The sequence below is a fragment of the Streptomyces sp. NPDC048636 genome, assembly GCF_040650655.1.
Classification (GTDB): domain Bacteria; phylum Actinomycetota; class Actinomycetes; order Streptomycetales; family Streptomycetaceae; genus Streptomyces.
The window spans coordinates 1-23,465 of sequence record NZ_JBEZHR010000026.1 but is presented as its reverse complement, the minus strand read 5'-3'; the positions used below and the strand labels follow the sequence as shown (position 1 = coordinate 23,465).

17 protein-coding genes and 1 pseudogene are annotated in these 23,465 nt (G+C 70.2%); 5 read left to right on the top strand and 13 right to left on the bottom strand.

Features of this window, described 5'->3' with window-relative positions:
• Nucleotides 1-301: 301 nt before the first annotated feature.
• On the top strand, nucleotides 302-5,365 hold the full coding sequence (gene mobF / locus AB0C66_RS35755) for a MobF family relaxase (RefSeq protein ID WP_362448737.1): 5,064 nt from the start codon (nucleotides 302-304) through the stop codon (nucleotides 5,363-5,365).
• 30 nt (nucleotides 5,366-5,395) lie between these two features.
• On the opposite strand, the gene AB0C66_RS35750 is transcribed toward mobF, so the two are convergent.
• Nucleotides 5,396-6,556 carry a DUF5710 domain-containing protein gene (locus tag AB0C66_RS35750; RefSeq protein WP_362448734.1) on the bottom strand — a complete coding sequence of 387 codons (1,161 nt, stop codon included), beginning with the start codon at nucleotides 6,554-6,556 and terminating at the stop codon, nucleotides 5,396-5,398.
• Nucleotides 6,557-6,857: 301 nt separating this feature from the next.
• Between AB0C66_RS35750 and AB0C66_RS35745 the strand changes: the two genes are divergently transcribed.
• A complete protein-coding gene (locus tag AB0C66_RS35745) occupies nucleotides 6,858-7,403 on the top strand; it encodes a hypothetical protein (RefSeq protein WP_362448731.1) in 546 nt (181 codons plus the stop codon).
• Nucleotides 7,404-7,405: 2 nt separating this feature from the next.
• On the top strand, nucleotides 7,406-9,049 hold the full coding sequence (locus AB0C66_RS35740; RefSeq protein ID WP_362448728.1) for a zeta toxin family protein: 1,644 nt from the start codon (nucleotides 7,406-7,408) through the stop codon (nucleotides 9,047-9,049).
• A 46-nt stretch (nucleotides 9,050-9,095) separates the two neighbouring features.
• On the opposite strand, the gene AB0C66_RS35735 is transcribed toward AB0C66_RS35740, so the two are convergent.
• Genes AB0C66_RS35735 through AB0C66_RS35695 form a run of 9 tightly spaced genes read right to left on the bottom strand, consistent with a single transcriptional unit; the run spans nucleotide 9,096 to nucleotide 19,576 of the window.
• The gene (locus AB0C66_RS35735) at nucleotides 9,096-10,607 is read right to left on the bottom strand and encodes a hypothetical protein (RefSeq protein ID WP_362448725.1); all 1,512 of its coding nucleotides are present in this window, start codon (nucleotides 10,605-10,607) and stop codon (nucleotides 9,096-9,098) included.
• A 34-nt stretch (nucleotides 10,608-10,641) separates the two neighbouring features.
• Nucleotides 10,642-11,169 (bottom strand): hypothetical protein, encoded by a 528-nt coding sequence (locus AB0C66_RS35730; RefSeq protein WP_362448722.1) that lies wholly within the window; start codon nucleotides 11,167-11,169, stop codon nucleotides 10,642-10,644.
• Nucleotides 11,162-12,862, bottom strand: coding sequence for a type IV secretory system conjugative DNA transfer family protein (locus AB0C66_RS35725; protein WP_362448719.1), 1,701 nt, complete (start codon nucleotides 12,860-12,862; stop codon nucleotides 11,162-11,164). Before AB0C66_RS35725 ends, AB0C66_RS35730 begins: the two co-directional genes overlap by 8 nt.
• A gap of 38 nt (nucleotides 12,863-12,900) precedes the next feature.
• Nucleotides 12,901-14,454: a type VI secretion protein gene (locus tag AB0C66_RS35720; RefSeq protein ID WP_362448716.1), complete on the bottom strand. Its 1,554-nt coding sequence runs from the start codon at nucleotides 14,452-14,454 to the stop codon at nucleotides 12,901-12,903.
• Entirely contained in the window at nucleotides 14,454-15,977 is a 1,524-nt protein-coding gene (locus AB0C66_RS35715; protein WP_362448713.1) for an SCO6880 family protein, read from the bottom strand. The genes AB0C66_RS35720 and AB0C66_RS35715 overlap by 1 nt, the downstream gene beginning before the upstream one ends.
• A complete protein-coding gene (locus AB0C66_RS35710) occupies nucleotides 15,978-17,840 on the bottom strand; it encodes a hypothetical protein (RefSeq protein WP_362448710.1) in 1,863 nt (620 codons plus the stop codon).
• On the bottom strand, nucleotides 17,833-18,606 hold the full coding sequence (locus AB0C66_RS35705) for a hypothetical protein (protein WP_362448707.1): 774 nt from the start codon (nucleotides 18,604-18,606) through the stop codon (nucleotides 17,833-17,835). Before AB0C66_RS35705 ends, AB0C66_RS35710 begins: the two co-directional genes overlap by 8 nt.
• A gap of 5 nt (nucleotides 18,607-18,611) precedes the next feature.
• On the bottom strand, nucleotides 18,612-18,956 hold the full coding sequence (locus tag AB0C66_RS35700) for a hypothetical protein (protein WP_362448704.1): 345 nt from the start codon (nucleotides 18,954-18,956) through the stop codon (nucleotides 18,612-18,614).
• Nucleotides 18,953-19,576: a hypothetical protein gene (locus tag AB0C66_RS35695; RefSeq protein ID WP_362448701.1), complete on the bottom strand. Its 624-nt coding sequence runs from the start codon at nucleotides 19,574-19,576 to the stop codon at nucleotides 18,953-18,955. The genes AB0C66_RS35700 and AB0C66_RS35695 overlap by 4 nt, the downstream gene beginning before the upstream one ends.
• A gap of 548 nt (nucleotides 19,577-20,124) precedes the next feature.
• Here AB0C66_RS35695 and AB0C66_RS35690 point away from each other — a divergent pair.
• Entirely contained in the window at nucleotides 20,125-21,207 is a 1,083-nt protein-coding gene (locus AB0C66_RS35690) for a bifunctional lytic transglycosylase/C40 family peptidase (RefSeq protein ID WP_362448698.1), read from the top strand.
• A gap of 34 nt (nucleotides 21,208-21,241) precedes the next feature.
• A complete protein-coding gene (locus AB0C66_RS35685; protein ID WP_362448695.1) occupies nucleotides 21,242-21,799 on the top strand; it encodes a hypothetical protein in 558 nt (185 codons plus the stop codon).
• A 96-nt stretch (nucleotides 21,800-21,895) separates the two neighbouring features.
• On the opposite strand, the pseudogene AB0C66_RS35680 reads toward AB0C66_RS35685, so the two are convergent.
• From AB0C66_RS35680 to AB0C66_RS35670, 3 genes and pseudogenes are all read right to left on the bottom strand, one after another.
• Nucleotides 21,896-22,611 (bottom strand): annotated as a pseudogene (locus AB0C66_RS35680) (DEAD/DEAH box helicase family protein); the annotation flags it as partial.
• Between the two features lie 35 nt (nucleotides 22,612-22,646).
• A complete protein-coding gene (locus AB0C66_RS35675; protein WP_362448692.1) occupies nucleotides 22,647-22,934 on the bottom strand; it encodes a hypothetical protein in 288 nt (95 codons plus the stop codon).
• Between the two features lie 103 nt (nucleotides 22,935-23,037).
• Nucleotides 23,038-23,190, bottom strand: a complete 153-nt coding sequence (locus AB0C66_RS35670) for a hypothetical protein (protein WP_362448689.1) — start codon at nucleotides 23,188-23,190, stop codon at nucleotides 23,038-23,040.
• Nucleotides 23,191-23,465: the final 275 nt, after the last annotated feature.

The following is a 23,465-nucleotide window of genomic DNA, read 5'->3' as shown; positions in this document are numbered from 1 at the left end:
TGCCACGCCAGTGCCGGAGGGAAGCGGCCAACGGCCGCTTCCCTCGGATCGGCGATGGCTACAAGAAGAGCGCTTGTAGCCATCGCCGGCGCAGACGTGTCTGCGCACCGAAACAAGGAAACGTCTGCTGCTGTCAGATCGCTCGGAAGAGCGTCGAGCGATCTGACAGCAGCAGACGTTGAATTTTAAGCACACCTCTTGCTATTCGCGCAGGTGTGCTGTGAACTGCTCTTATGCAGACGCCTGTTGCCCTCCCGATGCCGTGGCCGGTGGTGCGTGCGGCAGGGCTGGAGGGGAGCGGGTGACGGTCACGGTGCATGGCGTCTCCTCGGGGTCCGGGGCCGACTACCTGGAGCGCACGGTCTCTCATGGGGATGTGCGGGTCGGGGACCAGGAGATGGCCGGTCTTTCGCAGGGAGTGGGGGACACTCCGGGGGAGTGGCTGGGGGTCGAGGCAGCGACGCTGGGGTTGTCGGGGACGGTGACCAAGGAGGCGGCCGACGCGGTCTTCAAGGATGGCGTGGACCCGGTCAGCGGTCAGCGGATGGGCCGGGCGTGGCCTCGGTACAAGCCTGCGGATGAGTTGTTCGCGAAGTATCTGGCGGCGGAGCCCAAGGCGAGTGAGGCGCGCCGTCAGCAGTTGAAGGCCAAGGCTGACAGGGAGGGGAACCGGACGGCGCGGTCGGGCTGGGAGATGGTCTTCTCGCCCGTGAAGAGCTTCTCGGTGCTGTGGGCCACAGCTGATGACGAGACGCGCGCACGACTGGAGGCGGTGGAGCGCGCGGCGTTCGAGAAGGTCTTCGCGCGGATCGAGCGAGAGCTGTGCTGGACCCGGGTGGGGCCGACCGCAGCGGCTCAGGTCCAGGTGCGCGGGCGGGGATTCATCGCCGCGCTCTACACCCACCGAACCTCCCGCTCGGGTGACCCGGATTTCCATCGGCATCTGGAGATCAGCTCGAAGGTGCGTACGGAGGACGGACGGTGGCTGGCGCTGGATGCGCGGCCGCTGCACGCCCGTCTCGTGGAGTTCTCCGAGATGTACACCGCCGAGGTGGAGCGGGGTATGGCGGCGGGATGTGGGATCCTGGCGGGGGTTCGGCAGAACTCGTTGCGGCCCGCTCGCCGGCCGGTGCGGGAGTTCCTCGGGGTGGGCGAGAAGGTGGTCACCGGCTTCTCGGGGCGGCGCCGTTCGACCGAGGCCGCGCTGTCTTCCATGACCCGTGATTTCCGGGACCGGGAGGGGCGCGAGCCGACCCGGGTGGAGGATTACAAGCTGGCTCAGGTGGCCACCTTGGCGGTCCGTCCTGCCAAGCAGCCGAGCACCGTCGAAGAGGAGCGCGACCGGTGGATCGGGCAGGCCCGGGAGTTGGGTATCGAGCGCCCCGAGGCGCTGCTGCAGCATGCGATGGAGGTCTCGCGGCAGCAGCTGCAGGCCCTGCCGGAGGCGGATGTTCCACTGTCCGGGATACCCGGGAGAGCGCTGCGCGTGCTGGAGGGGCAGCGGGCGCACTGGACCCGTTCCAACGCGACTGCCGAGGTCTATCGGCAGCTCGTGGAGACGGGCTGGCATCTGCGGCTGGACGACGCGGCGTTCGCGGAAACGGTGGAGCGGGCCACGGACGCGCTGCTCGATCCGGAGCTGTGTGAGCGGCTGGATGCTCCGGACGCGGTGGCGCTTCCGGAGCGGTTCCGGCGGGACGACGGTTCGTCGGTGTTCGAGCAGGTGGCCACCGGTCAGGTCTTCACCTCGCACGGAATTCTGGCCGCTGAGCGGCAGTTGGTGGAGGCCGCGACCCGGCCGGCTCCCGTACAGGTTCTGAGTACGGAACAGGTCGACGCGGCCCTGGCCGCCGGCGACGGGGAGCGCGGTTTCACTCCCAGCACCGAGCAGCGTCAGGTCGTGCAGAACCTGCTGGGTTCGGACGTACGGCTGGGTGCGGTCATCGGCCCCGCGGGCACCGGGAAGACCACGATCATGCGGCTGGTCCGGGAGGCCGCGGACGCGCACGGACTGCCTGTTCTGGGGCTTGCGGGTGGTCAGGTGCAGGCCGACAACCTGGCGGAGGAAGCCGGGATCCGGGCGGAGAACATCGCCCGCTGGCGGTGGATGAGTGAGCGGCAGGGCGGTGCCCAGTGGTCGCTGCGCCCGGGGCAGATCGTCATCGTCGACGAGGCCGGTCAGGCCTCCACTCCCGATCTGCACGCACTGGCCGAGCAGGTCGAGGCGGTCGGCGGGCGACTGCTGCTGGTGGGTGATCCTCGCCAGCTGGGGTCGCCCGGTGTGGGCGGCGCGCTCGCTCTGATCGAGGCGGACGCGGGTGCGCAATATCTGTCCGAGGTGCGTCGCTTCCGGGACGTCGACAAGACCATCCGGCGCTGGGAAGTCGATGCCGCGGCGGCGGTCTCGCGTGGTGACGCGGACGCCTCGTACGACGCGTACGAGCAGCGCGGGCGTATCCATCATGGTGACGCGGACGCCATGCTGGACGCTGTCTACGCCGGTTGGCGGCGGGACACCGAAGACGGTCTGAACTCGGTGATGATCGCCGCCAGCAACGCCCTCGTTGCGCAGTTGAACGAGCGTGCGCGCAGCGACCTGGCGGCCCGTGGTGAGGTCGATACGAGCATCGAGACCACGCTGGGGGACGGCAACCGGGCGGGCGCCGGGGACCGGGTCGTCACGCGCGTCAACGACCGGCGGTTGCGCACACACGACGGCCGTCAGTGGGTGCGCAACGGGGACACCTGGACGGTGGAAGGCGTCGAGAAGGACGGCGCTCTCACTGCCCTGCACGACCGCACCGGCCGCCGCGTCACACTGCCCGCCGACTACGTGTCGGCGGCGGTGGAGCTCGGTTACGCAGTCACGAAGGACCGCGCACAGGGCCTGACGGTCGACACCGGTCACGCCCTGTTCGACAGCTCGATGGACCGCAACGGCGCCTACCCGGCACTGACCCGCGGGCGGTGGGCCAACTTCGCCTACCTGGTCACCCGCAAGCCCTCGGACCCGGAGACCGGGGAGCCCGGTGAGCGGCTCACCTCCCGGCAGGTCTTCCAGTCGGTTCTGCGCCGTGACGGCACGCAACAGTCGGCCACGATGACCGCTCGCCGCAGTGCGGAAGCCGCCCGTTCGGTGCGCACGCACACGGCACGGCTGGCCTTCGTCCTCGACCAGGTCGCCGACGACCGGGCTCGTCACGCCGTTGCCGCTCTGCTCGGTGAGTCGGCCGCGCGGCAGCTGACGGAGGCACCGGCCTGGCCCGCGTTGCGCGCCCAACTGGCGCGGCTGGCCGAGGACGGAATCGACACCGACCGGCTGCTGGAGACGACCTGGCACCAGCGGGACTTCCTCGAGGCCGACGGCAGCCCGGTGCGGGACATCGCCGCCGTCGTGCATGCACGCAACGCTCACGCCGTCGACTCGGACGAGGGGTCTGTCGACGAGTTCCGGCGTGCGCAGGACGCCCCCCACCCGGCCACAGCGCCGCACCTGCTCACCTCCGACTGGGTGCGCAGCGAAGACCCGCTGGCGGCGCTCGGGCTGCTGCCGCCGGACGCCGAACCGGGTGACGATCCGCAGACTGTCGCGGCGGCCCGGGAGTTGGCCGCAGCCGTGCGGGAGCGTGCCGCCCAGCTCGGCACAACCGCTCAGCTGGACGCCGAGGCGGGCCGGGGCTGGGCCGCCGCCTACGGTCCTCGGCCGGCCGATGCGCGGGAGGCGGCGGCCTGGCAGGAGCAGCTGACCGCAGCAGCCGTCTACCGCGACCTGGCGGGTCATGACGGACCCGCCCCCACCGGCCCCGCCCCCTCCGCCGAGGGCATGGACGCGGCTCTGCGCGGTGTGTGGCGGGCCGCCCAGCCTGACCCGGACCCGACTCGGACGGTCGGGCAACTGGTCGCCCAGGCCCCTGCCTGGCTCGACGCGCTCGGGCCCCGTCCGGGCGCCGACGAGGCCGCGCGGAAGCTGTGGGACCGGGCCGTGTGGGCGGCGTACACGTACCGCGAGCTGTGGGAGTTCGGGCACGAGAGCGTCGCGCTGGGACAGCGTCCTGCCGATCCGGTGGCTGCCGCCGACTACGACGTCGCGTCCGCCGCGATCGCGGCTTGGCGGGCCGGCTCCGGTGGCCCGGTGCCGGTGTCGCGGCTGGGTGAGCGGGAAGGTGAGGAGCTACGCCGGGCGGGCCGGCAGGGTCGGCTCAGCGCGGATCGTGTGGAGCGGGCGGAGGAGGCGCTGGCCGCTCTACACCGGGCGGAGGCGGCCCGGAAAACTGCCCTGCAGACCGCCCAGGACGCCACCAACCGCGCCCAGGCTCTGCGGAACGCCCGCACACCCGAGCGGGCGGAACGGCTTCAGGAACTGGCCGAGCAGGCAGCCGAAGCACACGAGACGGCCGCCGCCCAGGAGCAGTTGATCGCGGAGGCCCGCGAGACCCTCACCGAGCTCGCTCCCGACCTTCTGGAGGACCGTGAGAGGGCGAGGCAGGGGTCGGATGCTCAGCGGGAGCTGGCCCGCCGGGCGCTGCGCGGCGAAGCGGAGAAGGAGCCGGCCGCCCCGGCTCGGCAGGTGCCGTCCTGGCAGGAGAGGCCGCACGGCCCGCTCACCGACGCCCAGTTGCGAGAGGCACACCGGCGTGCGCTGGAGGCCGCGAGGGCGGCCGACGGCACCGCCGAGGAACAGCAGGCGCGCGCTCAGCGGTTGACTGCCGAAGCGGTTCCCGGCGGCCGGGTCGAGCAGCGGATCACCACCCAGGCGGCACGGGTCGAGGCCATCCACGAGTGGCGTGCCGCCCAGCAGCGGGCCGAGGCCGCACGGCGGCAGGCTGCGGAGAACGCCGCTCACCGCCAGGACTCGGCCGCCCGACTGGCAACCACCCACCGCATGGGTCTGCCTGCGGTACGCGGTGCGGAGCGGCGTGCTCTGGAGGACCATCTGCGCCGCCTGGAGGAGCAGGCGGCCCGCCTCACCGAGGAACTCGCGCGGGCCGAACGGCACGGCGAGCAGGTCGCCGTCACCGCCGGGGACCCCACCCGGCACGAACAGCTGCTGGCCGACTGGCAGGAGGCCGGGGGCGACTTCGACGCGGCCCTCACCCGTGCGCGGACCACGGCGGGGGAGGACGCGCAGGCCGCCGCCGCCGAGGCCCGGCGCATGCGCGAACGCGCCGGCAAACTGCGCGAGACGGCTGCCGCGCTACGCCACGAAGGCAGCGTGCGGGCCAAGCTTCCCGACGACAGGCGCGCCTTGGAACAGGCCGCCCGGGCACGGCGGCCGCGTGCGCCCCAGCAGCCTCCCGCATCGCCCGCCGTACCCCAGCAGCGTCCGGATGCCTCCCGTCGTGAGGGGCCGCGTCGTACGACGTGACCTCCGGCCCGAAGACCGCGGAAGGACCGGTCAGCGGGGTCCGTCACGCCCCGGACGCCCGTCGGTGAGCCGTCCGGTCACGGTGCGGAAGCGCCGCGCGTGCGGGTCCCAGGTGGCCGCGCTGCCCGGGGTGTCCAGCGCTTCGGCGGCCGCCGCCAGCACCGCCCGGTGCACCGGTGCGGCGAGGTCGAACTCGTCCACCAGATGGGCCCACTCGCAGGGCCGGCACACGATCCGGTGGTCTCCGGAAGGCGTTCCCGTCACCGACGCCACGGCGATGTCGGGGGGCCGGACGTGGGTGTCGCACATGTGGCAGAACCACTGCCACCGGGGCACGGCGATCCACTGCGGACCGCCTGCGGGGGCGGGCCGGGCGAAGACCGTGTCCAGGGCGCCGGCCAGCTCTTCCTCGCTCACCTCCGTGGCCCGGGGCGCCTCGGGCACCGTCGGCGGGGTGGGCGTGGGCCGGGTGGTGGCCGGTCCTTCGGCGGCCCGCTCCTGCCGCACGGCCTGCCGCGCTGTCCGCTCCCGCTCGGAGGCCGAGGGCGGGGCTACGACGGTGACGCCCGCCTCGGTGAGCATGCTCAGATCCAGTGTCCACTCGCGGGCCGAGCGCTCCCGCCACAGGGCGAAGGCGGCCCGTACATGGCGTTCCGCCGCACTCACCGGCATCCCGGTCACGGTGCGCAGGTGGGCCAGTGCCGCGTCCCGCCTGCCGTTGACCTCGGCCAGTCCGAAGTGTGTGACGGTGTGGCAGTCGGTGCACAGGCACACCAGCCGCCGCAGATGCTGCACTCCGCTCTCCTCGTCGTACTCCCAGCGTTCGTGTGCCTCGAGCCACCGTCGTGCCGTGCGGTCCTCGCCCTGCCCGCACGCCTCGCACCGCTGCCGGGCCCTTGTGGTGATCATGCGCCGCAGCCGTTCCCAGTCGCGGGGGACGACGCACGAGCGGACGTTGGTGAACCAGCACGAGCGCGGGACGAGGTCCACGAACAGCCCGGATCCGAACGTCCGGTCCTCGCCGGGGAGCAGGGCGGGTATGTCCGGCAGCGTCTCCCACCGCTGCAGGCCCGGCATCCCGGGCCTGGGTGCGAACCAGCGCCTGGCGGCCGGGTCCCAGCGGGCTCCCTGTGCCTTGGCCTCGTCCTTCTCCGCGAAGGGCACGTCCAGCCAGAGGCGGGCCATCTTCATCACTCCTCGGCGTTCGCCAGGGCCGGTCCTCGCCGCGCCGACCGTGCGCGGGCGCCGGAGGGCCGAGCCTTCTCCAGGTGAGGTCCAGGGTGACGCACAGGGCGGTTGGGCGCCTCACTGAAGGTGCTCGCGGGATACCTGGACGTGGTCGGCCAACGGGGGGCAACGCCCTGACCGGGGTGCTGTGACGAAGTCGGTACGAACTGCCGCTGCTCAGCGCCCGGTTCGGGACGCCGAAGCGCCCCCGGAATCATTAGGCTGAGGCCGCCGGACAACATCGGCTTTGTTGCGGAGGAGTGGCGTGTCTGGGATACCCGACGTAGTACTTGACGAGATCAGGCCCGGTGCCTGGGACGAGCTGGCAATCGGCGCCTTCGACGCTCTCCTGGCCTCGATGGATCAGGCGCAGGAGGTCTGTGCCGCCCGCATCGACCACGCCGACTCCCGCTTCGGCGCCGGGCAGCAGGAGAGCGAGCGCTGGCTCGGCGTCAGCCGCCGCATCAGTGCGTGGCGCACGGTGATCCGTCCGGACAACCACGAGGCCGTCGAGGCGGCGCGCGCCTACTGCGACCAGGTCGTCGACGACTACGCCACGGTGCGCCCCCTGCACGAGGCCGTGGCCGACGGCAGGGCCCTGTCCCTGACCCAGGAGGGCACAGCGATCTCGTTCGAGGGACGCTGGTGGATCGCCAGGGAGGACCGCTACGCCCCGCTCGATACCGAAAGCGCCGAGGACGCCGCGCTGATCGCCGCGTTCGAGCAGCACGCGGCCCAGCTGGCACAGCTGGCCCAGGCGGATGCGGAACCGGTCGCGGAGGTTGCACAGCGAGAGAACGGGGAGCGGTAACGGTGGCCGAGGAAGACAACGGGAGGGCCCAGGTCCTCACCGGCCGCGACTACGAGACGCAGCTGCTGGGACGGCTGTGGCGGCATCCCGAACTCGTGCGCGACGTCATGGGGGACATCACCCCCGACCATTTCACCGTCCCCCACCACGCGGACATCTACCGGGCTCTGGTGGCGACCCACACCGAAACCTTCCCCGAGAACTCGGCGGGGACCCGGGCGCTCTCGGACCGCTGGAGTGCGGTGGACGCCTGGCTGACGGATGCCGGCGTGCCGTTGCGGGCTCTGGATGAGGTGCTCCGGGACTCACGACTGCGCTCCGCCGACGACTGTGTCAAGGCGCTCACCGTGCACGACGAGGTGCGCCAGGTCGTCCAGGAGCACAACGCACGCACCGCGGACGGGGCCAGTACTTCCCTGGACAGAGCGGGAGAGGCCGTCGAAAAGGCGCTCCCGCCGCTTCCCGCTATCCCCCCACCCCCCGCCGAACCGCCCGACCAGCCGGTCGTGGTCGTCGTCGCCGGTACCGAGGGCAGCGGTATGGAGGCAGTCTCCCTCCTCGCCCACCAGCAGCTCGCGGGCCGGGGAAACGTCGTCGACCTCGGTGGCGCGTACCCGCCCGATCACCCCGCCCACCAGGCCGTCCGGGACTCCCGGGCCCGCAGACCGGAGGACCGGCACCTGGCGGCCGCCCAGTACGCCATCGGGCAGCGGGCCGACGCTGTCCTGCGCACGGACGCCCGCGACCCGCAGGCACTGGCCATGGACATGAAGCGCTTCCAGGAGGCCGGCTACCGCGTCGAATTCGCCGCAGTGGCCACGCCGGAGCCCATACGCCGGATCAACGCCCTCGAGACCCACCTCAGCGACCGCCGCACCGCACGGCTGCCCTTCACCCTCGCGCCGGACCGGGTGGGGGAGAGCGCCACCCGCGCCGCGGCCATGGGCGCGGACGTGCGGGTCTTCCGGCCGGACGGCACGGCCGTGGACTCCCCCGGGCTCAGGTCCGGCAAGCGGACCCCGGCCCAGGTGATCGAGGCCGAGCGCGAGCGCGGCCTGAGCGACGAGGTGTCGATGCGGGCCGTGGCAAAGGCCGCCCGGCTCGCCGCCCGGACCACGGACTGGGTCGGTCAGGAGGCCGCCCGTGAGGCCGCAACGGCGGCCGCCGGGTCCAGCACTCGGTGGAACTGGGCCATCGAGGCGGCTATCGACCGCCGGGAGCGGCGCCGGGCACCGCGCTGGGGAGCCGGCCGCCGAGCCCGCGATGCCGGGCCGCTGGCAGCGTACAGCGACGCCGACCTGCAGAGTCTGCTGGAGGGCAGCATGCACCGCTACCAAAGGGCCGACCAGGAGGCGAACCGCGCCGAAAGGCGCCGCGAGGAACTCAGCAATCAGAACAAGCCGCTCGAAGCGAAGGCATTCGAGGACACGTCACATTTCGCCCGGGAAACCGCCAACAACTATCGGGACACCGTGACAGACGTCCTGACCGAGGAACGCCGCCGCGCCTCCCTCTCACCCCGCCAGCGTCAGGCCGAAATCCAGGCGGTGCAGCGGCGCACGGCCCGGGTGCAGCCGCCGCCGGTCCAGCGCACCGCCATCGGGTTCGCGCAGCCCGCGCGGCCCAGGACTCTCCTGAGTCGCTGAGCAGGGTGCCGGATGTCGGGCGCCGCCCGACATCCGGCACCCTGCTCTATGCCTTGGCCGACTGTGTCCTGCGTACCTGCGCAGGCATGACGGGTGCCCGGACCTGCGCCCGCTGGGCCAGTCCCGCGTTCACCCGCTGGGCGGATTTCTCGGTCACGGCGGTCCGGTTCTTCGCCGGGTCCTTCGGAAGGAGCGATTCGGGGATCTTGGCCATCCGCGCGGCGTGGCTCATCGCGCCGTTCGCCACTGCTTGGAGCTTGGCCATGTCCGCCGCTGAGAAGGAGCCCTCGGCCTGGGCTTTCAGGAGCGCCTGCGCGGCCCTGCCGAACGCCGCTGTCTTCTCTGCGGCCCTCCACCGGTCGTAGGACCCCAGTTTTCTGTCCTTCTCGGTGGGAGGGTCCGGAAGGTTCCGCCAGGCGTCCCGCAGATCCTTGACGTGCTTGTCCCGGCTCGTGAGCAGGTTCTCGCCCATGGTGCTGCGCTGCCAGGCGAGGAGCTGACCGGCCAGCTTCAGGTTTCCGTCCTGCGCCTGCTCGACGGAGCCGTAGGCGCGGGCGTCGGTGGCGACCCCCGCCGGCGCGGTGTTCGCCAGCCGCTTCATGTGCTGGAAGCCGGCGTCGATCACCGAGTCCAGGGTGGCGATGTCCTTCGCGGAGTAAGTGCCCAGATTGCCTTTGCGGATTTCCTCCCTGACTTCATGAGTGCGCCGCACGAGCTCGCCGAACCGTATCGCCGCATCCCGGGGGCCCTCTCGCAAGTCGTCGGAGGGCAGGTTTGCCCACGCGTTCCTCATGCGGATGAGCGCCGGCGATTTCAACTTTCCAAGACGCCGGCCCACCGTGGATCGGTCGGCCCACATCTTGAGCCCTTGGCGGATGTCGCGGGAGCCGTGGGCAGCCTGCGTGCGTCCCGCCTCGCCCAGGCCGTATCCGAGGTCGGGGCGGCGTATCCCGCGCATCTCCCGGTCCACCGCGGATGCCTCGGGGGTGGGCAGGTTCTTGCGGGAGAGCTTCCCCAGCTCGGCGCTGCGCTCCGCCGCGGTCCGGCTCAGCTCCCGCAGCGCGGCGACGGCGCCTGCCGTCTCCCTGTGGCCCTCACGCTCCAGCTGGCCGGCCAGCTCACCGGCGAGACGGGCGTAGGCATGGGTGGATTGCTGTGCGATGTCCGTCCACAGCCGCCTCCAGTGCGCGTTCCGTTCCACGTGTTGGTGCCAGATCCGGTCTCCGGTGAAGGCCCGGACCGAATGCACCATCCTGGCTGTGGCCTTGCGCGTGTCCTGCAACTGCGTCCAGAGCGGGTTGCCGGTCGCGCCCAGGACGGCGGCGTGGCTCTCGAGGGCACGCAAGGCGACCGAGACGTCGTGCCCGTCGGACGCCCCGGTCCCTGCGGGGGCAGGCGGCGCGGGCACCGCATCGGCAGGCCTCCACGTGTTCCGCAGTTCCTCGTACGTCTTGCGCAATTCGGCATTGTTCCGGCGCATCGAGTGCGGGAGGCTGTTGAGGGCCAGGCGCAAGGTGTCGTTGCGCTCCGGGACGGCCGCCACTGGCTGCTCCGTCATTCACGTTCTCCTTGATGGGTCCGGTGAGGGGCCGCTATATCTCGGTGGCCTGCCGCAGCGCTTCCGCCTCCGCCGGATGCGCGGAGTCGGCGGTGCCGAACTCGGACGCGGTCAGGTATTCCTCGAACTCCTCCTGGGCTTCCGGGCGTACGGCAGGACGCGGCGGCGCCTCGTGGTGGGTGCCGTTGGCGCAGCTGGCCACGTGCAGGCGCGGCAGGAAACCGTGCAGGATCGACAGCCATTCGGCCTCGGCCAGGTCCCGGCCGGGCGCCGGCTGGCAGTAGGTGCGCATCCAGCCCGCGTACAGCGCGGTCAGGTGCTCCCGCACCGGAGGGTGCCGGTACCAGCACTGGGGGATCTGGTTGTGCAGCTCGAACGTGGTGCGCAGCCACTCCACCCACTCGGCCAGCTCCCGCATCTTGGCGCGGCGTTCGGCTGGCGTCATCGCCGTCCACACCCAGCCGTAGGCGGCGGACTCCTCTTCCAGCTCCGGCAGCTCCGGCCACAGCGAGGCCGGATCCTCCATGCCGTCCTCCAGACCTTCCAGGGCGTACTCAGACATCAGCGGCCTCCAATGGGGTTGTGCCGGTGGGTGGGTTCTTCTCGAGGGATATCCCGGCCGGCACCGGGGCGGCCAGGAGTTTTTTGAGGTCCTTGTCGCGGAAGGTCAGCCGCATCCGCACCTTGACCGGCGGCAGGTTGGTGTACTGCGCGATCGCGGTGAACTCGGGCAGCTGCTGCAGCGCGTGAACGGGGGCAAGGTCGGTCTCCACGACCGAGACCTGTGTCGAGTTTTCCCCACCGCGCCCGCGGGTGGTCGACTCCCGTCGCACCTCGGTGCGTCCGTACAGGCCGGAGAAGTACCGGAGCGTCTCCAGGTCGCCGCAGCCGGGCAGCAGCATCCGCATCCCCGAGGCGGACAGCACCGTGTTCGCCTTCTGCTGTCCGAGGCGGTCGCGCAGCTGGGACAGGTCGTGCCACACCGTCAGCAGGCTGATGCCCATGCCGCGGCCGGTGGTGAGGATGTTCGGCAGCCGGGGATAGCGCAGCATGTTGCCCGCCTCGTCGACCATCACGCCCAGCGCCGGGTCCAGCGCCACGCCGGTTTCGTTGTAGCGGGCCTCGGCACCGTGGATGATCGAGGCGATCAGGGAGGTCAGCAGTGGTGCGAAGCGTTCCGCGTCGGCCTCGGAGGCGATCAGGCACACGGTTCCGTTGCGGTCCAGCAGCTCCTCGACGGTGAAGTCGGTCCCCGCGCTGGTGTCGCGGACCTCCTCGTCCGCGTAGACGCGTGCCAGGACGTTGAGAGTGAACTGGATGGACCCGATGCCGTCCTCGTGCAGCCGCAGCCACGGGGAGGCGTAGTCGTCGGCGGTCTCCTGGTAATCGTGTGCCAGCAGGACGGCGCGCACGTGGTCGACCGCGTCCTTGCCCAGGGACAGCCAGCGGCGCATGTCGTTGACGCCGCCCCCGTTCAGCTGGGCCGCCAGCAGTACGCCCTTGAGGACGTTGCGGGCCTGGTCGACCCAGGGGGCCGCCCGCTTGTCGTCCCCGGACGCCGAGGCTTCCGCCATCCAGGCGGCCATCCGCTCGGCGGCCTTTGCGTCCACGCAGTAGTCGACCGGGGACCAGCGGTGCGTGGCCCGGCCGGGGATGCCCGCCGGGGCGATCACCCAGACCGGGCCCAGCGCACTGCGCCGGGCGTAGATGACATCGAGGTCGGCTGCCTTGGTGGTGGTGATGACCAACGGCCCCTGCCACTCTGCCGCGTTCGGCAGCACCAGGCCGGTCGTCTTGCTGCTGCCGGGGACGCCGAAGACGGTGGCGGAGATGTTCGGCTGGGTGGTCAGGATCTTCTTCGTCTGCGTCCCGCGGCCCGCGCTGATGCGGCCGGCACGGTTCTCCGGGGCCTGTGGTGCCGCCAGCTTCCGCTCGGTCTTGGACCCGCCCCACTGCGCCCCTCCGGTGCGTCCGTTCAGCCTCAGGAGGGTCGCCCCTTTGAGGACCAGGAACAGGAACCCTGCGGCCAGCAGGAGGGCGAGCGGATAGAAGAGCCAGCCGGGCGGGGCGGGGCTGAAAGCGGCGCCAGGCCCCTTGAGGAGCGAGAGTGCGACAGCGGCGGGCAGCGAGGTGGTGCGGTGCGGCCATCCGGAGCCGCTCAGCGCCCCGGCCAGCGGACCGGCCAACAGCACCGCGCCGCCCACGGTGATGCCCAGCCCCGCCGCATATGCGGCCATGACCGTGCCGTCGTTCATCCCGGAAGTGCCGGAAGTGCCCGAGGAGCGCCCTTCCATCAGACCCCCATCTTCTCGTCCGTCTCGAACAGAGCGCTCTCGGTGTGCGAGAGCATCAGCTGCACGGCGTGGCTGCCGCTACGGCCCACCTTCCACAGCGCGCGGCCGCGCTGTCCCGCGCCCCAGGAGCTGATCAGGTCGCTCTCGGCGTCGGTCAGGCCGATCGCCTCGCGGGTGATCTGCAACGGGCGGGTGTCCTGAGCGAGCTGGATACGGGTCTCGCAGGAGGAGATGAGGTCCTTGGCGATGGCCACGGCCTCACTGCCGGACGAGCCGACTGCCTCGAAGTCAGACAGCCGGTGGGTGGCGAGCACCTGGATGGTGCCGGTCGCGCGGGACAGCCGCAGGTCCGCGTCGATCTTCCTGACCATCGCCGCGCCGCCGGACCGCATCTGCCGCCACAGCTCGTCCCGCACCACGATCCACGGACGGGCGCCGGGGCGGTCGATGGCACTCTGCGCCCAGGTGGAGACGCAGGTGAGGACCATCGCCACGGTCTCGTCGCCGTACTCCTGAAGGGCGGAGACATCCACCGACTGGATCGGCGCTTCCCAGTCCAGGCCGATGCTGGTCTCCTGGTCGAAGAGGCCGCCCAGGTGACCGTTGACCATGCCGCCCAGCGCCGAGCGGATCGAGGCCATCTGCTCCCGGGCGGTCTGCACGTCGCCGCCCCTGACCCGCAGGGCCTCGGCCATGGCCTCCGTGGGGTCGCGCAGCACCTGGTAGACCGAGGGGAGGGTGGGCACGCCCAGCCGGGACTGCCCGTACAGCTCGCCGGTCACCTCCCGTACCGCGACATCCAGTGCTTCCTCTTCCTGCGGCTCCAGGATCCGGCGCAGCTGGAGTTCGAGCAGGGCCTTGATCAGGGTGAGTCGGCGTCGGTGGATCTCCTGGAGGCGGGAGCGCATCTCGGCGTGATCCTTGATCGTCTCCAGGTTCGCGCCCAGCGGACCGGCGTCCAGCGGGTTGAGTCTGCCCGGCAGCCCGGGGCCCAGCCGTACCGGCTCGACCCCGAGGTGACGGCACAGCGCCGCGTACTCCCCCTTCACATCACCGGCGACCAGCGTGCGGTGTCCGAACGCCATCAGCCGGAAGCACAGCGCCTTGATGTGGGCGGACTTCCCGGACCCGGGAATGCCGGTGATCATGACATTCGGGTTGGTGCACAGGCCTTCCTTCACCCACACCGAGGGGTGCGCAGAAAACGCCTCGGTGGTCAGGGTGTTCTGCCCCATATACGCGCCGACCGGCGGCAGCGACGCCGCATGCAGGAAGGGATAGGCGCCCGCCGCGTTGGGGGTGTCGACCTTGACGACCTCGGTGCGCGGCAGGGTGCTGGTCCGTCCCGCGTAGGGATGGGCCCAACCCTTGCGGGGAGCGACCCGCATCACGGTGTCCGGGTTCTCCAGCAGTCGTGCGTGCCGTTGTTCGCGCTGGCTCAGGTCCGGTGGCGGGGGAGCCGTCGTACGCCTGTTCAGACCGGTCGCGGCAGCGAATCCCGACTCCTGCAGCACGGTGTCGCCGCTCTTGGCCCTGCGGCTGAAGAACCCCATCAGAAGCCGATCCTGCGGTCCGGAAGCCCCTGTCCCAGCGGCAGGGCGGCAGCGACGAAGCCGACGTCCTGGGCGCCCCACATGCGGCGCAGCTCGAGGCCGGAGGCGGCGGCGTCGGCCTGGAGTTCGGCGCAGGCGGTCTCCAGCTCGTCCAGGTCGGTGACCGTGACCGCGAGCATGGCGGTCATGCGCACCACTCCTTGGCCGGCGGCCCGGGCGGCGTCCTGGGTGCGGGCCACCTGGGCCTCCCGGCGTTCGTCCTCGCTTTCGTCCTGGCCGGCCTTGGCCCGCAGCTTGCGGGCCGACTCACGCTTGGCCTTCTCCCGCGCCAGGTCCTGCCGGGCGCGGCGCGGGCCGATCGGCTCGTAGACCATGCCTATGGAACGCCGTGCGTTCTGCCGCGGTCGTAGCAGCGGCTGCAGGAAGGTGGCGTAGACCTCGGACTGGGGCCAGGTGCGGACCTGGTAGGAGACCGTCCAGGCACCGTCGTGCTGGTAGGTGCCCCAGCTCGTCTCGGCCGAGGCGGGGCCGGCCAGCGCCGGGTCCATTCCCGGGGGTGTCCCTTCCCACTCCTGGGACTCGGCTGCGGCCTTGCGGGTGGCGAGCATGAGCTGCGCCTCCGGGTCGTAGGCGGTCCGCACGGCCTGGGCCAGGCCGCGGGGGGTGAGCCACTCGACGACCTGCAGGCTCGCGGAGGAGAGCGTGCCGTGCATGGCGTGGAGTTCACGTGCCAGCACCGCCGCGGCTCCCACTTGTCCGCCTCCGGCACCCTTGATCGCCAGCCGGGCGCGGGACGCGGAGAGCGTCACGGACAGGTAGGTCTCGCGCACCGTGGCCGCCGGGCCGGCCCCCGTCATCAGTTCCCCGAGCGCGGTGACCGACTGCGGGGGCGCCTCGGCCGCCAGGTGCCGCTCGGTCCAGTTGCGCAGGGCTGCCCCGTCGTCGGGCAGGCACCGCTGGTGTATGCCGATCCGGACGATGGGCGAATCCTCGGTGCAGAACGAGCGCAGGAAGCCGGACCAGGCGGCGACGCGGGCGGTCTGCCGTCCCGTCTCGATGAGTGCGAGACCGGGGAAGGTGAGGCGGGCGGTCGCCGTGTAGGTGCCGGCCATGGGGTCGTGGGAGATACCGAGGGTGCCGCCGAGACCGTCGGGGGCTTCCAGGATGCGCAGCCGGGCAAGCGTCCCGGGCAGATCCATCGGCTGCGCCCCGTCCTCGGCCGCGCGGGGGGCGAAGATGCCGCTGAGGAAGATGTTGCGTTTGGTGGCCACGTTGATCTGATGCCTCACTGCGAGAACGATCCATTCATCCGCGCTCAGCCCCATCACCCGCCCGAAGGCGACGACGAGCAGCAGCAGCGCAAGCGGCAGACACACGGCCGCCGCCGCCCAGCTCCCCAGGTTGATCGGGGTGAGAGCCAGGATGGAGGCGCCGGTGATCAGGACGAAGCCGGTGCCCGACAACCGCCCCATGAACCCGGATTTCTCGGACTGCCAGCCTCCGTAGGTGACCGGGCCGGACATCTAGGTCATCTCCTTCGGGGGCGGCGGCGGGCCGGCCGCGCTCTGCGGCGGGGGAGGGGCCTCCTGCATCGGAGAGGGCTCCTTGTCCCGGTTGTTGTTCGCGGCGGGCGCCGGGGACGGGGGAGTGTTCTCCTCCATGCCCTGCTGGCGCCGGGAGAGGACGACCTGACGGCCCCCGGGCTGTCCCTGGTCGAGACCCGCGTGCGCCGCGGTGTTGGCGGCGGCGGACTCCATGGTGTCCTTGCCCATCGCCATGAGCTGCAGACCCAGACCGACCGAACTGGACACGCTGGGACCGAACCTGGACTTACGGGAAGCCTTGGTGGCAGCGTTCGAGCCGCCCGAGGCCGCCTGTGCCGTGTCCTGCTCCAGAGCGCGGGTGTAGTTGGGCCCCCCGCCCACGGCGCCGGCTCCGCCCAGTTCCGGCCGGTAGCCGCCGCCGGCGGAGGAGGAGGCCGACGAGCCGATCGAGCTCATCAGACCGGAGGCGACCGAGGAACCGTTTCCGTTACTGGAGAAGGTCATGAACTTGGCCAGCACCGGCCAGCTGAAGCAGGCCAGCAGGAAGATCACCAGGCCGACGATCATGTTCTGCACGCCCTTGCCCTGGGCCATGGCGGAGAACCCGATGGCGAAGCACATCACGATCATCGGCTTCATCAGGATCAGCGCAATGAGGGCGTTGCGCGCCTTGGTCCACCACTCCTGTGTGCTGTCGGAGAGTTGACCTGCCAGGGTGATGGGCATCGTGGCCATGAGGATCATGATTCCGGCCTGCCGCAGGAGGATCTCGATCCACAGCGCGCCGATGGCCAGGAGACAGACGACTCCTATGACAAGGATGACGCCGACGGCCGCGCCTTCGACGGTGGTGCCGGTGATGAGCGCGGTGCCCACCGCGCCGCCGCTGACGCCGCCGCTGATCAGTCCGCTGAACATCTCGCCCAGCTGTTGCTGCATCAGGTCGGTCGCGTTGCCGTCTTTGGAGCCGCCGTTGGAGAAGGAGTAGGTGATGATCCACTCGGAGACGGCGTCCGACCATTCCAGCGCGGTGGTGACCGCGATGTAGTAGACGGAGGAGATGACTGCCCATTTGGCCAGTCCGGCGATGGCGGTGGCCGCCGGCTCTCCCTTGTGGCTGAGGGACACCTTCCCGAATTGCAGCAGCAGCAGGAACGTCGCGAGCACCGCGGAGAGTGCGGTCGAGATGCCCACCACCCTCCCGATCCCGGTGTCACCGAGGTCGATCGTGGAAGCCTTCAGGAAGACCTCGGAGAACGCCTCCAACAGCCAGACGATGGCCTTGCCGATGTAGTTGGCCGCCTCTTTGAGCGCGTCCGAGGCGAGCTCGGAGATCTTCCCGGCCACCCATTCGCTGATGCCGGTCCTGTACTTGTCCTCGGCTTCCTGACGGCACAGTTTGAATATTTTGCCCTCTTCGACGCACTTGGTGTTGTACTTGTTCTGCTCGTCGAATCTGGGAAGCTCGCCCTGGTTGGCCTTGCGCCAGTCCTTCAGCTCGTCGCGCTCGTAGTCCTTCCGCTCCTTCTTACTGCAGTCCAGGCTCCCGCTGCCATCGGCCCCCTCGCACGGCTCCAGGCGTCCTGGTATCTCGTGCCGTTTGGGAGGGCGGCAATCCTCCTCCGCCTGGCCCAGTTCGCAGTAGTTGCCGTCACCGTCGATGCCGGGGCTGGCGTACTCGGGCGGCGGGTCCTTGTTGTCCTTCGGGCCGTACTCCGCGTGGGTGCCTGGCGGATCATCCGCCATCGCCGCCGGAGCGCCCATGCCGGCCGGGGCGAGGAAGAAGAACAGCGCCAGCAGCAGGGACAGCGCCCTGGCCAGGCGCCTCTTGTGGTCAGTCATGACGCACCTGTCGCCAGCCGTTCTGCCACGCGACTCGCGCGTCGGGGTTGTAGGAGACCGGCCGGCCCCCCTCCTTGCGGTACTTGCGCTCGTCGGTGAGTTTCCAGCCGCCGTTCTGCCACTTGAGGATCACGTTGTCGGTCCGGTCCTTGAGAGGCGCCGGGTCCGGTTCCCCGTCGGCCTTTGTCGCGAAGCGGTCGTAGTTCAGCCAGACCTGGATGACATCGCCCTTGTCGTCCACGGTCCAGGCGTTGAGCGCGTTCACGGAGGTGCTGAAGGTGACCCCGGCCGGAGTCCCGCCGGAGGGCGGCAGGCCCGCGGCCTCCCGCAGTTTGCGGACCTTGGAGATCCACTCATCGGCATAGCCCGAGCCGGCGTCGGGCGATACGACCGCGTCCAGCTGCTGACGGGCCTTGTGGTCGTCCAGGAGCGCGTACTCCTCCCAGAAGTAGACGGCCGCCGCGTACGCCCCGTACGTGGTGTGGGGGAAACCCGTCGACACGCCGTCCTTCTGACCCTTGGGCTTGGGCAGTGATGCCTTCGCCCCCGTCTCGGGGGTCAGCTTCGGCCGCCGCGGCTCTTCGGAGGGCTCGTCGTGCGAGCTGCCCCGGTCCTTCTCCTCGCTCTTGGCGGACCCGGTGCTCTCGCCGGTGTCCAGGAGGAGAGAGGCCGTGACGACCCCACCGGCGAGTACCGCCAGCAGCAGTACGCCGATGACAGCCAGGCCCAGCCGGGCACGGCGGGCCTTGAGGTCAGCGCCCTCCATGCTGCTCACTTCCCGCCGTTGGTCAGGTTGAAGAACGTCAGCACCAGCGCCGAGGTGAGGCCGATGCCGCCGGCACCGAAGAGGCTCCACAGGATCCCCTGCTTGCCGCGGGCAGCCAGCGAAGCGCGTTCGCTGTTGTGCCCCACGGCCACGGCCGCCCATCCCAGCAGCCCGCCCATGACAGCCCCGGCCAGGCCCAGGCCGGCGGTCCAGCCCAGGATCTTGTCGACCGGCCTGTCGACGTCCTTCGGCAGGTTCGGAACGACGTCGGGGACCGGACCGTCAGCGGCCAACGTATGCAGGTGGGGGTCGCTCGTGACGATGTGCAGTGTCTGCATGAGCTGGCTCATGGTCGGTTGCCTCCTTGAGAAATGACAAGAGGAAATGCGGCTGGGCGGCGGGCCGGAGGCAGCGGATCTCCCCATGCCTTGCCGGCCACGGTCAGTACAGCCTGTGCCAACGAGGCGGCCGCCTGCTGCCCGCGCTGCGAGAGCTTGGCCGGGTTCCGCAGCCCGTGTGCGCGGATGTGGGGGTCGTGCGGGACAGTCAGCACCGCACCTGCCTGTGACGTGAGCACCGTGGCCGCGGCCCGGACAGCACCCGGTGAGCGCCCGTCCGCCGTGGCCACCAGAACTGCGACGCTTCGTTGCAGCGGTATGCCCTCGGCGTGCAGCGTCATGGCGGTGCGCTGGAGTGCCTGGACCCCGTCGGCGGTGGCCGCGGCGCACAGGACCGGTACCGAGTACGGCAGGTCGTACCAGCCGCGGGTCTGGCCTCTCGAGCCGTCGTAGCGGGAGGAGAGTACGTCGTTCGGGACGGAATGGGCGGTGTCCGCGAGGACAGCCTGCCATCCCCCGACGGCCGCCAACTGGTACCAGGCCGCCGGGTCCGCAGGGAGGGGCAGGGGCGAGGCATGCCATTCCCGCCCGTCCGTCAGCACCTGCCAGCCGGCCTGCTCCGCGCCTCTCATATCCGCGGCGCAGTTCCGCACGTGAGAGGCGGTCAGCGGCCGGTCCGGAGGGAGCGCCGCCAGACCCTCAGCCTGCTGATCGGAGGTCCATGTGGGCCATGGCGAGGCCAGGCGGGCTGCGGTGTCCAGAACGACTGCGCTGCCTGCGGTGGCCAGGCCGTACGCCAGGAGGAACGACACTGTGGAGCGTCCGCTGCCCCCGGTCGCCGCCATCACCGGAAGGACGAGGCGGACATTTTCCGGCAGCGGTCGTATAGCGATGGGCTTTCTCCCCACCAAGCCCCTCCCCCGATGAACCCTGCTGCTGTCCGCGCACGGACACAGCAAACCCAGCCCGACTTCTCCGTGTTCCAGCAAGGGCAGCCACTCAGGCTCGCCCCAGTCGCAACATTAGGAATCCCCGACAACTCTCGCCACTCAGATGTCGTAGTGTCACATACGACGCACAGGAGTGACGTTCAGGTTCCACCAGGAGCCAGGGTTCGGACCCGCGAGGGACACCCAGGGGGAGACGTCCGTCAGTAGGGGGCTCTGTGAGCATCAAACGGGTGCTGAACACACTGGGGGCGGCCCTGGCAGCAGTCACCTTGGGGCTCGGCGTGGGGATCTTCCTGCTCATCGCCATGTTCGACGACGAAGACGGAGGATCGGATTTCAACTTTCAGCTGACGTCCTCGGACTCGCTGCGCCCTGGTTCGGTGCCGGCCAGGTACCAGAAAATGATCGAGAAGGCGGCGGAGAAATGCGACGTAGGGTTGTCCCCGTCCCTGCTGGCCGCCCAGCTCCATCAGGAATCGGGGTTCGGGGAGAAGGCGAGGTCCGAGGCCGACGCCCGTGGCATCGCCCAGTTCATTCCGTCGACCTGGGCGAAGTACAAGACGGACGGCAACGGAAACGGCACGAAATCGGAATGGGAACCGGCCGACGCGATCGCAGCCCAGGGCAAGTACATGTGCGATCTGATGGAGTCGGCAAAGAAGCACCCCGAGTACAACGGCTCCGCCAACGAGCTCGCGCTGGCCGGCTACAACGCGGGGTGGTACGCGGTGAAGAGACACCACGGCGTACCGCCGAAGTCCTTCGCGGGCGGGCAGACATACAACTACGTACGCACCATCATGGCGAGCGTCCCCCGGTTCGCCGCCGCCAAGAGCAGCACCAACGCCACGCTGCCGAAGGGGTTCTCCCTCCCGTCCGGCACACCGGAGAAAGTCAAGAGCGCCGTGGCATGGGCGCTCAAGGCCAGGGGCGGCATGTACCAGTGGGGAGGTGCCTGCACCGACCCGCATGCCTCTGGCGCCAAGCGAATGCAGCGCTGTGACTGCTCCTCACTGATGCAGCAGGCATACAGGGCCGCAGGGCTCAGCATCCCCCGGACCACGTACGACCAGGTCAACATCGGGAAGCGGGTGAGTATGGACAAGCCCAAGCCGGGCGATCTGGTCTTCAACGCCGGATCCGACGGATCGGACGCGCGCCCCGGTCACGTGGGGATGTACATCGGCGACAACATGATCGTCGAGGCCCCCCGGTCGGGAGTTGAGACCCGCCTCGTCACCTACAGCAGCTGGCGCAAGTCGACCGCGGCAATCACCCGGATCACCGAGGTGCGCCGGGTGGTGGACTGGTGAACCGAAGTCCCGTACCCGCCTGAGCAGGAGAGCCATGCACGACACCGGACCCTTCTACCGCCCCTGGGGCGTGGTGAGCCCCGACTTCTGGGAAGGCGCCACGCCCGTGGCGGACCCCGCACGGCTGGACGAAGAAACCCTCCGCGCCCGCTTCGCAGAGGTGGCGGACGTCGCCACCTCCGGTGACCTCCCCCATGCCACCACCATCGCCAAGCGGCTCGACGAAGACGTCACCGCAGTCTACGGAGAAGTACACCTGCACACCGTCAACGTCCGCGAAATACGGGGATACTTGGGACATCTCGCAAACGAGCACAAACAGGCCCTGGGCTGGTACCTGCACGCCGTCCGGCTGAGAGCGACCGTTCAGGGAAGGGGGCACCCCGACACCCAGAAAGCCAGCCGCCGCGCATACAGCCTCTGGGTAAGCATCCCGGTGACGCCGGAGTGGTATCAGCTGGGAAGCGAACTGCTCTCCACACTGACCGACGTCCTCGGGTCCGACTCGCCCCTCGTCCAGCGCACTAGAGAGCGCGTGGTCCCCCGTGCCCTGGCAGCCGTGCCCTCCCACCAAGCGGCGCTGGGGGAGTAGCCCAGTCGAGCCCGAATACCACCAGTTGCTGGTCCAGGATGGGTCTTCGAGCATTTCGCGTTCGATGGCCTCTGAGAGTCCGAGTTCGGCCAGCTACGGCCCGTACGTGTCGTCCGGGTCGTCGGCCGTGGTCGCAATGGCCATCTCCTGGCCGTCTGCGCCCCTCCACAGCAGGGGAGAGGCCAGGATGCGGGGCGTGGGTGAGGTAGAGCCGGAAGTCGGCGAGGATGCGGGCGTTGTCGTGGATCGCGGCCCACGGCCGACCGATATCACCTGCGGTGCCGTGGGCTTCGTCCACGATCGCGAGGTCGAAGCCGTCCATCCGCTGGCCGCACAGGCGCTCCCCGCCCGCCAGGGCAGCCTCCAGCGGCCCATGAACCTTGCCCTGGCGCCGGGGTCGTCGAAGTCCTCGCGGTCCACCAAGGAGGCGTACGTGGCGAGCACGACGACCGGCCCGCGCCCAGCCCACAGCGCGAGCCGGATCGGATTGGTGGTGGTGCGCACCCCCAGCTTGTTCAGCACCGAGTCGTTCCCCAGAGAACACACCGCGACCATGGGAGCCCGGTGACCCACTGCCCGTCACGCCTGGGCGGTCTGCACGAGCAGGTCCAGGGTCGGCACGGTCGTGAGGATCCGGCCCTCGGGAAAGCACTCCAGCGCGCGGCCGTGATCTTCTTCCCGGACCCGGTCGCGGACACGATTGTTCCTCCCGCCCTCTCCGGAGACACAGATGACCTTGCAGGAAGTCCCACCCACTTACGGAAAGCCACTTTCTGATCGGCCTGGTGTTCCTTGAGCGGAATCAAATACATTCCTTGCTCTCCCGATACCTATCTCTGATGGTGTCTCAGACGGCCGCGTGCGGATGTGAGTACGCGGCAGAGTCGTCCCAGATCGACGCGTTGCGATGGTTCCAGTGCCCAGGCTTTCCTTCCTTCCACGATGGCCGGTCGTCCGGGTCGTAGTGGTCGGCCTCGCGCGTGCAGATGGTGACGTCACCAGTGGTCCGCTCCAAGCTGTCGGCCTTGCCCAGCGCCTCCAGCACCCGCCGCCACTTAGTGGTGTGCGGTTGGGTGCCCGGCAGCACCGTTTCCTTGACGAACGCCTCCAGGCGCACCAGGTCCCGCCCGCTCACGCCGCCTCACATCTGCGATGTGTACGGCCATTTCAGCGACCCCGGTCGACTGTCCGCCGCGCCACTCCCATCTGCGGTCGGCGATGCCCCACCAGGGCCTTGCTCACGGCGGTAACGCCCGGGTCCAGCCCTCGCAGAGCTCCTCGCCCCGAGCAGCGCCCGCGTTCCCGCCCAGCTCCACGACCTCGCACTGCGCCTCGGCGACCGCGCCAGCTCCCAGCGAGGGCACCTGGTCGTCCGCCTCGCTCGCGGGCACACCTTTCCCCTCCAGAAGCGCGACCAGTCTCAACTAGGCATTTACCCTGCGGTCTGGTGCTGCGTCACCTTGAGCAGCGAAATCGCTGTTCAGCACAGATGCCTTTCCTTTAAATCCCTCATGCCCGACCATCCGTGGACCGTTTCTCTCGAACGTGAAGGATTTTTCGGGCGATCGAAGGGGCGTACCGTATCTCCGCCAACGCTACATGCTGTATCACCATGATGCAGCATGTCTAAAGCCGTAGTCTCGAGCAACACCCCCTCCCTCGTAAC